The 16,210-nt window shown below is 52.2% G+C and carries 9 protein-coding genes; 8 read left to right on the top strand and 1 reads right to left on the bottom strand.

The genetic code is table 11. The annotated features are described in order from the left end of the window. Nucleotides 1-37: 37 nt before the first annotated feature. Nucleotides 38-1,387: an amidohydrolase gene (locus ACYVBJ_RS00115; protein ID WP_460980271.1), complete on the bottom strand. Its 1,350-nt coding sequence runs from the start codon at nt 1,385-1,387 to the stop codon at nt 38-40. Between the two features lie 755 nt (nt 1,388-2,142). Between ACYVBJ_RS00115 and ACYVBJ_RS00110 the strand changes: the two genes are divergently transcribed. From ACYVBJ_RS00110 to ACYVBJ_RS00075, 8 genes are all read left to right on the top strand, one after another. Then, entirely contained in the window at nt 2,143-5,295 is a 3,153-nt protein-coding gene (locus tag ACYVBJ_RS00110) for a SusC/RagA family TonB-linked outer membrane protein (RefSeq protein WP_460980270.1), read from the top strand. 25 nt (nt 5,296-5,320) lie between these two features. Further along, a complete protein-coding gene (locus ACYVBJ_RS00105; protein ID WP_460980269.1) occupies nt 5,321-6,784 on the top strand; it encodes a SusD/RagB family nutrient-binding outer membrane lipoprotein in 1,464 nt (487 codons plus the stop codon). A 33-nt stretch (nt 6,785-6,817) separates the two neighbouring features. After that, nucleotides 6,818-7,327, top strand: a complete 510-nt coding sequence (locus ACYVBJ_RS00100; RefSeq protein WP_460980268.1) for a hypothetical protein — start codon at nt 6,818-6,820, stop codon at nt 7,325-7,327. 203 nt (nt 7,328-7,530) lie between these two features. Then, nucleotides 7,531-10,728, top strand: coding sequence for a SusC/RagA family TonB-linked outer membrane protein (locus ACYVBJ_RS00095; RefSeq protein WP_460980267.1), 3,198 nt, complete (start codon nt 7,531-7,533; stop codon nt 10,726-10,728). A 21-nt stretch (nt 10,729-10,749) separates the two neighbouring features. Then, nucleotides 10,750-12,228: a RagB/SusD family nutrient uptake outer membrane protein gene (locus ACYVBJ_RS00090; protein ID WP_460980266.1), complete on the top strand. Its 1,479-nt coding sequence runs from the start codon at nt 10,750-10,752 to the stop codon at nt 12,226-12,228. 165 nt (nt 12,229-12,393) lie between these two features. Beyond that, a complete protein-coding gene (locus ACYVBJ_RS00085) occupies nt 12,394-13,452 on the top strand; it encodes a 3-oxoacyl-ACP synthase III family protein (protein WP_460980265.1) in 1,059 nt (352 codons plus the stop codon). 128 nt (nt 13,453-13,580) lie between these two features. Then, complete coding sequence (locus tag ACYVBJ_RS00080; protein ID WP_460980264.1) at nt 13,581-13,985, top strand: MaoC family dehydratase; 405 nt, start codon at nt 13,581-13,583, stop codon at nt 13,983-13,985. A gap of 19 nt (nt 13,986-14,004) precedes the next feature. Then, entirely contained in the window at nt 14,005-15,954 is a 1,950-nt protein-coding gene (locus tag ACYVBJ_RS00075; protein WP_460980263.1) for a S8 family serine peptidase, read from the top strand. Nucleotides 15,955-16,210: the final 256 nt, after the last annotated feature.

Below are 16,210 nucleotides of genomic sequence, written 5' to 3'. Positions count from 1 at the left end.
CACTCGAACGCGAACTCAACACCAAACTTATGAGCCTTTACCGCCCACTGGCACTACCTGCCTTGGCCGATGATTTGGTTGCCTGTTCCATGTAATCCACGGTCAGGTGACAGAGCGACTTCATGCCCAGCACAAAACAGCTTTCGTCGATCTGAAAGTCGGGCGTGTGGTGCGGAGCGGCATCTTCTACCTTTTTGCCTTTGCTCATGCCGCCCAGGAAATAAAATAACCCCGGCACCTTTTGCTGATAGAACGAGAAATCTTCAGCGCCCGTCTGCGCGGGGGTTATCACTACGTTGTTTTTACCGGCCACGGCTTCCAGTGTTGGTACCATCTGCTCGGTCAGCCTAGGGTCATTATACGTAACAGGGTACATGACGTCAATTTTCACGTCGGCTTTAGCTCCGGCACTTTCGGCAATGTTGGTCGCAATTTCGTTGATCCGCCGGTGAATCGTTTTCTGCATATCCCCGTTGAACGAACGAATCGTTCCGATCATGTTGACTTCTTCGGGGATGATGTTCTGCCGAATGCCGCCATGAATCGCGCCCACCGTAACCACCGCAGCATGATCCGTAATGGGCAGATTGCGGCTTACGATGGTCTGCAGCCCCATCACAACCTGCGAAGCCGTAACGATGGGGTCGACCCCCGACCAGGGCGAAGCACCGTGCGTTTGTTTGCCTTTAATTTTAATCGCGTACTGATCTACAGCGGCCATGGTTGCGCCAGGCCGGTATTTGATCGTACCTACTTCAGTCAGTGAATTGATGTGCAGGCCAAAAATAGCGTCGACCTTAGGCCGCTCCAGAACGCCTTCTTTCACCATCAGGTACGCCCCACCTTCTTCCCCCGCAGGTGCACCTTCCTCGGCGGGTTGAAAGATGAATTTAACCGTTCCTTTTAGGTCACTTTTGACCGAAGTCAGCGTTTCGGCAACGCCCATAAGAATGGCCACGTGCGTATCGTGTCCGCAGGCGTGCATAATGCCGGTTTGCTGACCGTTGTATTCGGTCTTGGCCTCGGACTTGAACGGCAGATCCACGCGCTCCGTAACAGGCAGTCCATCCATGTCGGCCCGCAGCGCTACAACGGGTCCGGGCTTACCGCCCTTCAGGAGGCCCACCACACCGGTTTTACCAACACCCGTTTTAACCTCTAAACCAAGCGATTGCAGATGGGCCGCTATTTTAGCCGCCGTCTGGAATTCCCGGTTGCCTAATTCCGGATGCTGGTGAAAATCACGGCGCCAGGCGACAACCTTCTTTTCCAGACTTTCGGCCGTTTTATCCATACGGCTGACCAGCGTAGTAGTTTGCCCGTGAACTACCTGACCCGCCAACGCTCCAACAACAAGTCCGTAAACACAGTATTTATACTTCTTCATTAAATTATTACAATTAAAATGATTTAATACGCAATCCGCAATGTACGACAAATGCAAAATATGTCACTACTGTTTTTACATAACTCCATACTTTTTCTGCTCACATAACGTTTTACCCATGCAATCATACAATAATCATACTTGAACAATCTTCGATATCAAACCTGCTGTTCTTGCTTTTATTATATATGTAGCGTCTGCAAAATTCATAATAGTGCCGGACCTATTCAGGCCATAACAACGGGCTGGAGTCCTGCGTGAGTTATAACCGGAACAGCTTACTCCCTATCCATTTCTTACTAACAAGGAAGAGATTTAATCACCTCGAGAATCAATCAGTGTTGCCGGCCTCTACTCTTTCCCTGCCCTTATTCACGCAATACAGTCTAAACCAGAGGCTATGCATAGTTTAAGCAGCTGGTCAATTCATTGGGCGCCCATATATGAAAGTATATCAAATGAAAACTTGTCACCGGCTTATATTCATTCGTTTCGTACGAACATTGCCAAACAAAGTTGCTGAGGATACGTCGACCGCTGATTTAAGCGCGTTTATTGTCCCTATTTTTAAAAAACTTATTAACTGGAAACTGTACAATTTAGGGGACCTATTCTATTTTTAAGGATTATAACGGCATTTCTAGGAATAATAGAAAAATTTCTTGGTTCGGTAGTAAACTAATAGTTAGTATACCTATTATCTTTGTTGCCCCGTTTAATAGGGTTTTTAATGATTATTTAATCTTTACTCACAGATGCGCAAAATTTTATTAGGAAGCTGGCTGCTTTCGCTACTGTTTTGTCTGCCATTGCTGGCGCAGGACGTAACGGTGAGTGGTCAGGTCACTTCATCAGACGACGGCTCAACCCTACCCGGTGTGAGCATTCAGGTAAAGGGCACTACACGCGGTGCGACTACAGATGCCGACGGGCGTTATCGGTTGAGCGTTCCCGCCAATGCCAGACTCGTGTTTAGCTACATCGGCTTTGGCACGCAGGAAATTCCGGTCAACAACCAATCGGTTGTGAACGTAAAGATGTCGAGTGGCGCTCAGAGCCTCGACGAAATTGTAGTAACGGCTCAGGGTATCGAACGGGATAAACGTTCGCTGGGTTATTCGACGCAGGAAATCGGGGGTGGCCTGATCTCACAACGCTCGGAACCGAACCTGCTCAACGCGCTGCAGGGTAAACTGGCTGGGGTGAACATTTCAGGTCAGAGTGGTGCGCCTGGTGCTTCTACCAACATCAACATCCGGGGTATTACGTCGTTCAACGGCTCGAACCAGCCGCTGATCGTTGTCGACGGGATCATCTTCAGCAACGACGTGAACACAACGGGTAGTACCCTGTTCCAGTCGCAGTCGGCAAACCGTCTGGCCGACGTTAACCCTGAGAGCATTGAGTCGGTTAACGTCTTGAAAGGACCCGCAGCGGCTGTACTCTATGGTTCGCGTGCTTCGGCGGGTGCCATTATCATCACGACCAAAAACGGCCGTAACCAGAACAACAAGACGGAAGTTACCATCAACTCGTCGTACAACGTACAGGAAGTATACGGCCTGCCCAGGCTCCAGAACGACTACGGCCAGGGTTCGAACAACCTCTTCGTAAACACCTCTACGAACTCCTGGGGCCCTCCGTTCGTGGGTGGACCAACGTCGATCACCAACCTGCAAGGGCAGTCGCGCCCATACCAGGCGTATCCAAACAACGTACGGGATTTCTTCCGGCAGGGAAGCATTTTCCAGAACACGGCCAGCATTGCTGGTGGCGATGCTACGCGGAACTTCAACATTTCGCTGGGTAACACCAGCCAGAAAGGGATTACGGAGAACTCAAAGTTTGGCCGGACGAACATCCAGTTGGGTGGCGAAGCTAAGCTGAACAACGGCCTTCGTATTTCAGGTACCGGCACGTACGTACAAACCGTTCAGCGGGGTGCGGCCCTGGGTAACGGTGGTAGCGCCTACGGCCAGGTTTCGCGTATCCCACGCAGCTACGATCTGCCCAATGAGACTTATCAGGATGCCAATGGACAGAGCATTTATTTTCTGACGACCGCAAACAACCCAAACTGGTCACTTTATAACGCAACCCTCGACAGCCAGGTTGACCGTTTCTTCGGAAACTTCACCCTCGGTTACGACATAACGAAATGGCTGAACGTAACCTACCGCGTAACGGGTGATACCTACACCGACCGTCGGAAAGGCATCAACAACATCGGAGCTGTTCGTGCACCACAAGGCGAAGTGATTCAGGACAACTTCTTCCGGTCTGAAATTAATGGCGACCTGTTGATCAACGCGAAAACGAACAAGTTCTTCCTGGAAGGACTGAGCGCGAACCTGTTGCTGGGTAACAACATCAACCAGCGCAAAAATCAAAACGCTACTGTATACGGACAACAGTTAACCATTCCTGGCTTCCTGAACGTAGCCAACGCATCGGTATTCACCAGTTCGGGTGAAAGCTCTACCCTGCGTCGTCTGGTTGGTTACTATGCTCAGGCTTCGTTCGCGTATAACAACTACCTGTTCCTGGAGTTAACGGGCCGCGCTGACCAATCGTCTACCTTACCCCGGTCGAGCAGCACATACTTCTATCCATCGGCATCGGTTAGTTTTGTACCAACCGACGCATTCAAGGTACAGTCAGACTTGCTTTCGTACGCGAAAGTCCGGGCTAGTGTCGCCCGCGTAGGTCGTGATGCGGATCCGTATCTGTTAAATTCAGTATATGTTTCGCAAACCTATGGTAACAACCTGGCTAGCATCGCCTTCCCCGTATCGATTGGCGGCAGCAGCGTTCCAGGCTTCGGCATCAGCAGCCGGATCGGTAATAACAGCCTGACGCCTGAGTTCGTTACGTCGGCGGAAGTAGGGGTTAACCTTGGCTTTTTTAATAATCGGTTAAGCCTCGATGCTGCTTACTTCTCGACTAAGTCGACGAATCAGATCTTCAACGTAGCCGTATCGCCTTCGTCAGGTTATGACACGCGTACGACCAACGTAGGTGAACTACAGAACAAAGGCTTTGAATTTGTTTTGTCGGCAACACCCATCCGTACCAACGGTTTCAAATGGGATGTTAACCTGAACTTTACCCGCATTCGCAACAAGGTTATCTCGATTGCGCCGGGTGTGAAACAATCGGGCATCACGGGTGCCGGCTTCATTGGTATTACGTCGTCTATTGTAGAAGGTCAGCCTTACGGTGTTATCGTAAGTACAGCCAACCCACGCGTGCAGAACACCGATCCGACCAATACGGCTACGTACGATCCGACCGGCCAATATGTTGGTCAGATTCTCATTAACCCGCTAACGGGTCAGTTTGCGCCGGGTGTAGCTGGTCAGATCATCTCGAACCCGAATCCGAACTGGACCGCAGGTTTGACCAACACGTTCTCGTACAAAGGGTTTACTCTTTCAGCCCTGGTTGATACCCGTCAGGGTGGTCAGCTCTTCTCGTTTGCCGCTGCTGATTACCGGAATGGTGGTCAAATCTATGCTACGGGTGTGGACCGCGATCAGCCTCGTATTCTACCGGGTGTTATCCAGAATGCCGATGGTACGTTCCGGCCGAACAACATTCAGCTACCTGCACAGACGTACTGGCAGGGTTTAGGTGGTCTGGCTTCCGAAGGTGCTGTATTTGGCACTACCGTTTATCGCCTGCGTGAAGTGGCCCTGAACTATACACTGCCGAAGAGCCTGCTGGGTAAAACCCCATTCGGCCAGATTTCGGTGGGTGTGAGCGGGCGAAACCTGTATTTCTACGCGCCCGATTATTTCGCCGATCCTGAAGTGAACACACAGGGTGCCGGTAACATCCAGGGTCTGGATTTGAGCGGTCCGCCAAACACCCGTAACTACGGTGCCAACGTGCGCTTAACGTTCTAGTTTTTTAATTATCTGACACAAATCAATGAAAACTATATTCAGAAGTGCTGCTCTAGTACTGCCATTACTGGCCGGATTAGGGAGCTGTACAAATTTTCTGGACGTCAACGTAACGCCCAATAACCCTACGGCAGTGCCGCCGTCGGTGTTGTTGCCCTCATCGGAGATCGGAACTGCATTTGCGAACGCGAATGAGTTGAACCGTTTCGCGTCGACGATCATGCAGCAACTGGCTGGAGCCGCTAACAGCCCGGCTACGTACGATATCTACCAAACCAATGGTGCCGACTTCGGTAACCAGTGGCGGTTCGAATTGTACGGTGGTTCGCTGGTGAACTACCAGAAAATTATCGACATCGCTACGGCATCGAACTCGCCAGCCTATACAGGTATCGCCAAGATCATGAAAGCGTATACGTTTTCGCTGGCTACCGACGTATGGGGTGATGTTCCGTATTCGCAGGCGTTGCAGGGCGAAACTACCCCGCAGCCACGCGTCGACAAGCAGGAAGATATTTACAAAGGCAATCAGTCGTTGAATATCCAGAGCCTGTTTGATCTGGTTCGTGAAGGCTTAGCTGATCTGGACAAGCAGTCGGCGACCAAACCCGGTAACGACGACGTTATCTACAAAGGGGATCTGAACAAATGGCGTCGGGCGGGCAACACCATGTTGCTGAAATTCGCCAACACCATCAGCCGCAAAGAGCCAGCCCTGGCTAAGCAGGTTATTGATCAGGTTCTGGCGGCAAACTCGTTCATTACGTCGAATGCTGATGACCTGAACGTATCGTTTGGTGCCGCGGTAGGTAGCCGTGATCCGCGCTATGAATACACGAACGTTAGCTCGTTCAAAGACGATCTGCTGTTGAGTACCCGTTACCTGACATTGCTTCAGGGCCTGAACGATCCCCGTCTGCCGGTTTTCTTCACGAAGCCAGCGGCTAACTACGTAACGTGGGACAACGGTCAGCGCGGTACGCTGCCATCGCCGGTTTCGTCGTGGTCGCGGTACAATGCCTACGTAACTGGTGCTGGTGGCGAAGGACCGGTTCGGCTGATCACTAACTTCCAGCGTGCGTTTATCCTGGCGGAGTCGGCGCTGGTGTTAGGCACGGCTGGCGATCCGCAGACGTACTATACAGAAGGCATTCGGGCGTCGATGACTGCGGCCGGTTTAACCGCAGCGCAAATCGATGCGTATCTGACCGCTAACCCTAAAGTGGCAACGCTGACCGGTTCGACGCAGGAAAAACTGGCGCAGATCATTACGCAGAAATACATTGCCTTTACCGGAAACGGAGTTGAGCTTTGGAACGACTGGCGTCGTACGGGTTACCCAACCCAACAACCTGCTCAGAATGCAGCTGGTATCGACGCGACTCGTCCGGTACGTGCCGTGTACGTATCGTTCGAGAACGAGCGGAATCCGAACTTCCAGAACCCGGCACCGCAATCAAACGTGAAAGTTTGGTGGGACGTCGATTAATAGTAAACCTTAGTTTTTAGTCAAGCAAAACGCATGAAACTGACATTCATAAAAGGCTTCCTGTTAGCGACATTAGTGCTCACTAACTTTGCCTGCAAAGACGATTTAGAATATGGTCCGCTCGTTCGCGACAATCGTCCGGCGGTACCCGTAACGTTCCCTGGCGCCACTACCTTTGGTGGTAACCCTTTCATTGAGGTATCCGCAGCCGGTAACGGAGCGATTAAATTTACGCTCTCGATACCAGCCAGCACCGGCCGGTCAATAAAGGAGATTACAAAAGTGGCGGCTGGGGCTACGGCTATAAATCCTGGTTCGCTAAACACAGCGGCTGCTATCTTCAACGCAGCTCCGATTGCGGCTACAGGTACAACGGCGGTTTTTGAAACTACCTTGGCGGCCTTCAAAACGAAGTATCCGGCGGTAGTGACAACGCCTGGTACGGCAGCGACTCCCCGTGAGATTGCCTTTATCTTCCTGGTGACGCTGGATGACAACACCCAGATTGTTACCCAGCAGGTTCGCGCCCGGATTACTCCATAAAATCCGCTTTGCGCGTATCAATTAAAGTCCTCCGCCCAAACGGAGGGCTTTTTGTTTTTATTGAGTTAATGGCTTTTCACCGAATAAACTGGAACATGAACGTAAAATTTTAGAATACTATATCCTTCTGAGTGATAGTCTTACTCTTATATTTGTATCCCAGTTTAATGCAATTACTTTATAATTTTAAACTTACCTATCGTATGCGTAAAATTTTATTAGGTATTTGGCTGTTTTTCTTACTTATCTGCCTGCCAGCTCTGGCACAGGATGTAGTGGTTAGCGGCCGTGTCACTTCATCAGACGACGGGTCCGCCTTACCGGGTGTGACTGTACAGGTAAAAGGAGCAAATCGGGGAACGAATACCGATGCCAACGGTAACTTCCGGATTTCGGCTTCTCCCAACGGCACGTTAGTGTTCAGTTTTATTGGTTATACCTCACAGGAAGTTGCCGTTAACAACCGGTCAACGGTCAACATTTCCTTAAAAGGCGATGCGCAGCAGCTCAGCGAAGTCGTCGTTATCGGCTACGGGACCCAAAGTCGGCAGGATGCCACCGGCAGCATCGCTACGGTGAAAGGAGCGGCTATCGCTCAGATGCCTATCCAGAGCTTCGAGTCTGGTTTGGCCGGCCGTACACCGGGGGTTCAGATCACGGTTCCGAACGGCGTCCTGAATAACCCGCCGGTCTTCCGGATTCGGGGCACAAATTCAATCTCGCTAAGCTCGTACCCCTTGATCATTGTCGATGGTGTCCCTACGTTCACCGGCGATCAGGGATCTACCAACGCGCCCAGTAACCCGCTGGCCAGCATCAATCCGAACGACATTGAAAGCATGGACGTAGCCAAGGACGCGGCTGCCACGGCGATCTACGGAAGCCGGGCCGCCAACGGTGTTGTTTTCATCACGACCAAACGCGGCAAATCGGGCAAAGTTCGGGTTAACTACGACGGTTGGGTAGGTTTCTCCAATACGTATCGGTTGCCTCAGTTGCTGAACGCGCAGGAATATATCAACTATAAGACGGCAGCTGCAGCTAACAACCCGACGGCTACGGCGGTGAAGTTTACGCAGACGAACGACGCCAACGGCAACCCAATCGACACGAAATGGTACGATTACATCTATCGGCAGGGCGTCTCGCAAAGCCATAACGTAAACGTATCGGGCGGCAGCGAAAACACGAACTATTACTTCTCAGTAGGCTACACGGGTCAACAGGGGATTCTGCGCAAGAACGATTTCAACCGCATCAATACGTTGTTTAACGTCGACAGCAAACTGGGTAAACTGGTGACGATTGGCGGTAAAATCGCCTTCTCGAACGAGCAAAACCTAGCCGCCGGTTCTTCGGGCTCGCTCAACGGGGAAGCCTTCAACACCAGCGGTTTAGGCCGGGTAGGTCTGGTGCTGCCTCCGCTACTCTCGCCTTATAACAACGATGGTACGTATAATGTAAACGGCTCGGCTATCGGCTTTGCCAACAACATTGCGGGTACGTCTATTTCGTACCCAAACCCCGTTCCAACGTTAGACCTGAACCGGTCGAATACGGAGAACAATCACATTCAGTCGAATGCCTATATTCAGTTTAAGCCGCTGGACTGGATCACGCTACGGAGTACGTACGGCATTGACTACCTGCTAATTGATAATGACCTGTTCCAGGCGCCAATTTCCAGTGATGGTTACGCATCGACCGGTAACGCGGTCAGCAATTTCCGAAAGCTGAAAACCTGGTTGTGGACCAACACCGCTCAGTTTGACCGTACCATTGCCGGTGCGCATAACCTGAGCCTGCTGCTGGGTCAGGAGCAGCAGCGCACCACCACGCGCGGCTACGGACTGACCCGCCAAACGTTGTCGGATCCCGACTACACCGTGATTCAGGCGGGTTGGGTAACCAACAACGCGTCGAACCTGGCGTATGGCGAGAACTATCTGCTGTCTGCCTTCGGCCGGTTGAACTATAATTTTAAAGAGAAGTATTTCCTGAGCGGTAACTTACGCCAGGATGAGTATTCGGCATTAGGGGTCAAAAAAGGAACGTTCTATGGCCTGTCGGCGGGCTGGGAGATAGCTCAGGAAGGGTTCTGGAAATCAGCCAGCCTGGATAATGTTTTCACCAGCTTCCGGCTGCGGGCCAGCTACGGCAAAGTAGGCAACATTGGCGGTATCAATGATTACACCCCCTACTCGCTCTACGGTTCGGGTTTGTACGGTGGCGCGGCTACATTGTATTTCCAGACCGTGGGTAACTCAAGCCTTAAGTGGGAAACGAGTACAAAAACCGACCTGGGCTTTACGTTCGGCTTGCTGAACAACCGGATCACGGGTGAAGTAGCCTACTACAAAAATGATATCGACAATCTGATTCTAAACGTAGCGCAGGCTCCATCAACCGGTATTCCGGGTCCGCTTGGCCCCGTCACGAGCGTTGTGTATCCTCCGCAGAACGTGGGTAAGATGTATAACAAAGGGCTCGAACTATCGCTGAACGCCCGCATAATCAACACGCCAAATTTCCAGTGGAGCTCTAACTTCAATATTACGTTCAATAAGAACGAAGTAACGGCTCTGGCACCGGGCCTGAACGTGATTCAAACCGGTACGTCTAGTCTGGAAACCGTTAACCAGACCGCTCCGGGTTATTCGCTGGGTCAGTTGTGGGTAGTACGGACGAACGGGGTTGATCCGGCAACGGGAAAACGGATTTTCGTGAATTCAGCCGGTCAGAACGTGTATTACCAGTTCTACGCGCCATCGGGTCAGTTCAACTATTCGACTACGCCCGACGGAAAAACGCGGTATGTGAGCCCAACGGGTGGTACGTCGATTACGCAGGCTGCCGACGCGGTTATGTACGCGAACGTAAACCCGAAACAATACGGTGGCTGGGACAACAATTTCAAGTACAGGAACTTCGATCTGGGCGTTCTGCTTACCTACCAGCTCGGCTTTTCGGTGTATTACGGTACCAACGCCGGTCTGCACGATCAGCGCTTCTGGAACAACGACCGGGATGTGCTGACCGATGCCTGGCAGAAAGAAGGCGATACGGGCAAGAAATACCCACGGCCAGTCTTCAACGACAACGTATCGAACGGCTCCGCCTTCCCGCTGGACATTAACGTATTTAAAGGAGATTTCCTGAAAGTTCGCAGCGTTACGCTCGGCTACACCTTACCCAATAGCTTAACCACCAAAGCCCGCATTAACAACCTGCGCGTATACGTGAGCGGCCAGAACCTGGCGGTACTCACCAAATACCCCGGTCCAGATCCCGAAGTATCGTCGAACGGTATTGGCACTGGTAGCAATACCAGCCAGGGCGTCGACCGGAACACGATCGGTAACGCACGTACCATCACCGTTGGTCTGAGAGCTGGTTTCTAATTTTATTACAAGAAGAGCATCATGAAAACGAAATTATATTCATCAGTACTCGCTTGCACCCTGCTGCTGGGCTTAGGTTCATGCAATCGAGATTTGCTTACCCCAATTCCGCAGACAGCGGTATCCGACGCATCGGCGTTCAGCACCACCACCCGCGTCAATACCCAGCTGCTGTCGTTATACGGCGCGCTGAAAGACGGGAATTTTTACGGCGGCCGCTACCTGATTTACGGCGATATCCGGGGTGAAGATTTTATTAACGAGACCTCGAACCTGGTTACGGGTGCCGATGTGTGGAACCTGAACGCGACCAACGGAGCTACGGCTGTCGTTAACCTGTGGTATTATGCGTACCTGACCATCAACAAGTGTAACATCTTCATTGATGGTATGGCGGCCAGTGGTGCAAACATAGTCGGTGCTGAAACAGCCGCCAAGTACGTTGCCGAAGCTAAGCTGATCCGGGCGCTGAGCTATTACAGCCTGCTTCAGTATTACGCTCGTCCGTACGCCGATGGCAACGGCAACAAACCAGGCGTTCCCCTGCGGTTGAATGGAATTACGACTGTGGGTCAATCGAATCTGGCCAGAAGCACCGTAGCGGAAGTGTACACGCAGATCCTGAAAGATTTGAACGAAGCCGAAGCCGCTTTGCCCGCTACGTATACCACAGCTTCTGACAACACAACCCGTGCGCACAAGAACACGGCTATTGCCCTAAAAACGCGGGTGTATCTGACGATGCAGAACTACGCCAGCGTGATCACGGAAGCGAATAAGATCGTTAGTGCGACTGCTCCGTTCAAAGCACCTACGGGTGTTGCCCATCAGTTGCAGCCCGACATCACGACCGTGTTCACGGCTTATGTCAATCCGGAGTCTATTTTCTCGATGCCGATGACCTCGACAACGGGCGACTTTCCGGGTACGCAGAACCAGCTGGCGTATTACTATTCGCCGACTTCGGCCAACGGTGGCGTCGGTAATGCCGAGTACTCGTTGAACCCGAAAGGCATTATTGCCGAACCAAGCTGGACAGCCACCGACAAGCGCCGGTCGCTGATCCGCCAAACGGGCACGGGCGCTACGGCGAAAAGCTGGCTGACGAAGTACAAAGCGGCTAGCCCCTACACCGACTACGTGCCGGTGATTCGTTACGCGGAGGTGTTACTGAACCTGGCAGAAGCTAAAGTGCGCAGCACGAACACCGTTGACCCGCAGGCCGTTGCCCTGCTGAGTGCCGTACGTAACCGGTCGGATGCGGCTACAACTTATACCGCAGCTAACTTTGCCTCGGCTACCGATTTAGCGAATGCGATTCTGCTGGAACGGCGGATCGAGTTTCTGGGCGAAGGCTTACGAAATAACGATTTGGTTCGCTTGCTGCAGCCCATTCCGGCTAAGGGAACGGCCCCGGCCAAAGGCCCAACGGAATCCGGGTACATCTGGCCAATTTCGTCGACCGAACTGGCGCTGAACAATCTGGCTACGGATAACTAGCAATTGCGTAACCGCTTTAAAGAAGCCTTCCGTTAGCGCGGAGGGCTTTTTGTTTTTAGCTTTTTGCGGACAAATGATCACTAAATCAGTTATGTCCTTAGAACACCCCACGAGCTCGTTGCTCAGCGTTATCCTACAGACCACTGCACATTTCATTATACATTGATGCTCAACTCAAGAATCGCCGGTATTGGTCATTTTCTACCCGAACGAGTCGTTCCGAATGCCGAGTTAGCCCCTCGAATGGAGGTCGATGCGGCCTGGATTGAAGAACGAACGGGCATTCGCGAACGCCGATTTGCCAAATCGGGCGAAGAAACGGCGACGACACTCGGTACCGAAGCCGCCCGCATGGCCATTGACCGGGCGGGTATTACGCCGAACGATATTGATTTCATTGTATTTGCGACCATGAGCGCCGATTATTTAGTGCCGGGCTGTGGAGTACTGCTTCAGCGGGAGTTAGGCATTACCCGCAACGAGGTTGGAGCACTCGACATCCGAAATCAGTGCTCCGGCTTTCTATACGCGCTCTCTGTGGCCGATAAGTTCATTAAAACCGGAACGTATCGAAACATCCTGGTCGTTGGGGCGGAGCGGCAGTCGTTTAACCTCGACTATAGTGCGCGGGGTCGCGACGTAGCCGTTTTATTTGCCGATGGGGCCGGAGCGGTCGTACTGCAACCTACCGACGAAGCGGGCCGGGGCATTCTGTCGACGCATCTGCACGCTGATGGCACCTATGCCGAGGAATTGTCGATCATCAATCCGGGCAGTCACGGAAATTATCATTTCAACAAATACAAGCCGCAGTACCTCGACGCCGAGCACGCCTTTATCCATCCGAACGACGGTCCGTTCGAGCTGCCTCATCTGTTTACGGGTGTGTTCAAAGGATTACAGGTCGTAAAAAAAGCATTTGAAAAGTTTCCGCAGGTCATCTGCGAAGCGGTTTGTGCCAATGGCTATACGCTTGATGACGTTGATTTTTTTGTGATGCATCAGGCTAATCTGCGTATCTTAGAAAGCGTGCAGCGCAAGATGAACTTACCGGCCAGCAAACTGTGGAACAACATCCAGCACTACGGCAACACAACGTCGGCTTCGGTTCCGATTGCGCTGAGCGAACTTTGGCAAGCCGGTAAAATTCAGGATGGTCAGCTCATCTGTTTATCGGCATTTGGCAGCGGCTTTACCTGGGCCTCGGCGTTGATACGTTGGTAGACATAAAGAGCGAAAGAGTGAATGAGCGAAAGAGTGCTTGCATGAGCGATATTCGTTAGTCACCCTTTCGCTCATTCACTCCGCTTCGGCGACGGTCCGCCGTTGCGGTCCTATTCACTCTTTGACCTATGCAAGTCGGCGATACGTATAGCTACCGGTATCATTTTTCACAGGACGACGTCCGCAAATTCGCCGAGGTAACCGGCGACGATAATCCGCTTCACCTTGACCCGGAATTTGCGGCCACAACGACCTTTAAACGCCCCATCATGCACGGCATGTTAAGCGCCAGCGTATTTGCCCGCGTCTTCGGTCGGGACTTTGGCGGTACGGGGGGTGTTCACCTCTCGCAGATGCTGGAGTTCGTCCGGCCTATGTACCCGGATACCGACTACGAAGCGCGGTTTGAGTGTAAGTCCATCGACACGAAGCGACACACCGCCGAAATCAGCTGCAATGTGGTTGATCCCGCCACGGGCAAAACCACATTGCGCGGTACAGGGATTGTGTTCCACAAAGAGATGTTCGTCTGATCAGACCGTTGACCATACTATGATAACGCGAATCGCTGCTCTGCTGATTTTATCCAGTCTTCTGGGATTTTCGCACGTTGCCCAGGCTCAACTGCCCATTCGTAATTCGCGCTGGCAGGGCACCATATTGACGGATGTACGCGTGTTTCTGACGTTTCGTAGCGATACCCTTTACATTAACTCGCAGGCCGACCGCACGCCCATCGAAACCATGCAGTATGAGCAGTTGGGCGATACCCTTACAATTCGGAAGATTGCGGGTCAGAATCCCTGTGGCACCAGCATTACAGGCTTCTATCGAATTGCTTATCTGAACAACGGCGAGCAGTTCTCGATTCTACCCATTCGGGACGACTGCCTGGAGCGTCAGAACAGTTTCGATGCCAAAACGCTGTTCACGCGGGTACGTAGCAGTGCAAACCAGCCTCCCCGCAACTGGCCTTACCTCGACCCAGCGGCCGATTCAGTAGCTGGTATGAGTTTATATAAGGCGTATGCGTTGCTAAAAGGGCTCACCCCTACTCCGGTCATCGTGGGCGTACTCGACTCAGGCGTTGACCTGGCGCACGAGGATTTGAAAGATGTGATCTGGACCAATCCGAAGGAAATACCCGGCAACGGTACTGACGACGACAAAAACGGCTACGCGGATGACATAAACGGCTGGAATTTTATGGGTGCCAAAGATGGCACTACATATGAATACGACCAACCGGAAATTACGCAGACGTATCTGCTGCTAAAAGCCAAATACGATAGGGCGAATCCAGCCAGACTCAGTCCTTACGAGAAACGGCAGTACGATACGTATCAGGCGGCAAAAAAACAGTATCTGCAACGCTACCAGGCCGGACGACCCAAACGGCTGGCTTTTGCCGATACCGCCCGGTTCTGGCGCATAGCCAATCAGCTTTCTGCCCGGCTGCCCGGCACCGGTATCACCCGGCAAACCATCCGGGCCGTTGACCTGGGCCGAGATTCAGCCGCTATCGCCATCCGAAATGTGCTGGCCGACGTGTACGACCCGCAGTACGGTACGTTCGATACGTACCTTGGAATTATCCGCGAGAACTGGACCCGGTTTCGGCAACTGTCGGCGGGGGAAGCCGAGATTGCGTTCAACCCTGACTACAGCGCTCGTAAAGCCGTTGGCGACGATCCAACTAACCCTACGGAACGGTATTACGGAAGCCCAACCATGCGCATTGGTCAGTCGCAGCAACTGGCGGTACATGGCAGCCACGTAGCGGGTATTATTGGGGCCAAACGGGGCAACGGCCGTGGCATTGATGGGGTAGCTGATGCCGTACGTATTATGCCCGTATCGGTTGTGCCCGCCAATGGCGATGAGCGTGACAAAGACGTAGCGAACGGCATCCGTTACGCGGTTGAGAACGGGGCCAAAGTCATCAATATGAGTTTTGGCAAACGATTATCGCCGTTCAAAGCCCAGGTTGATGCCGCCATTCGCTTCGCTGAAGAACAGGATGTGCTCATTGTTCATGCCGCCGGAAATAACGGTGAGAACTATGATTCGATCCCCGCCTATCCATCAGCCCGGTACGAGAACGGGCAGGTGGCGCAGAATGTCCTGGTTGTTGGTAACAGTACGTGGCGCATCGGGTCCGGGTTGCCCAGCCGCTCCTCCAATTATGGCGTCGAGACGGTTGATCTGTTTGCGCCGGGCACCGAGATTCTGTCTACGTTGCCGAACAATCAGTACGCCAGCTTTTCGGGTACAAGCATGGCGGCTCCGAACGCAGCGGGGGTTGCCGCCCTCCTCCGCGCTTACTTCCCGAAGCTCTCGGCAGTACAGGTGAAAGACATCCTCCTGAGAAGCAGCTATAAGCCGGAGGTTATGGTACGAAAACCGGGGCGCTCAGCCGATATGGTCCCTTTTAAGAACCTGAGTCGTTCGGGCGGCTTACTCAACGCCTATGAAGCGGTGAAGCTGGCGATGGGTATGTAAATCTCTTATGTCCCGCAAAAAAACAGTCTATACCGTTTAGTCATTTCGTTTGATGAAATACGGCGAATAGCTTACCATTGTGCTATTGTCTGTTAGGAAATATAGCTATTACAAAGCATATCCACTTAACTATTTATTGCTGATTATCAACAAGATGTGGTTAAGTGAATTGGCGTACTTGTATATGTTGGGTGAACCGGCCAAAATGTGCTTGCAAGGCAGGTTACTGGCGACAGGGCGCACGTCTCAAAAGTGA

This window comes from Spirosoma fluminis (assembly GCF_054778895.1).
The sequence above is the reverse complement of the archived record's forward strand: the minus strand, read 5'-3'. Positions and strand labels throughout refer to the sequence as shown.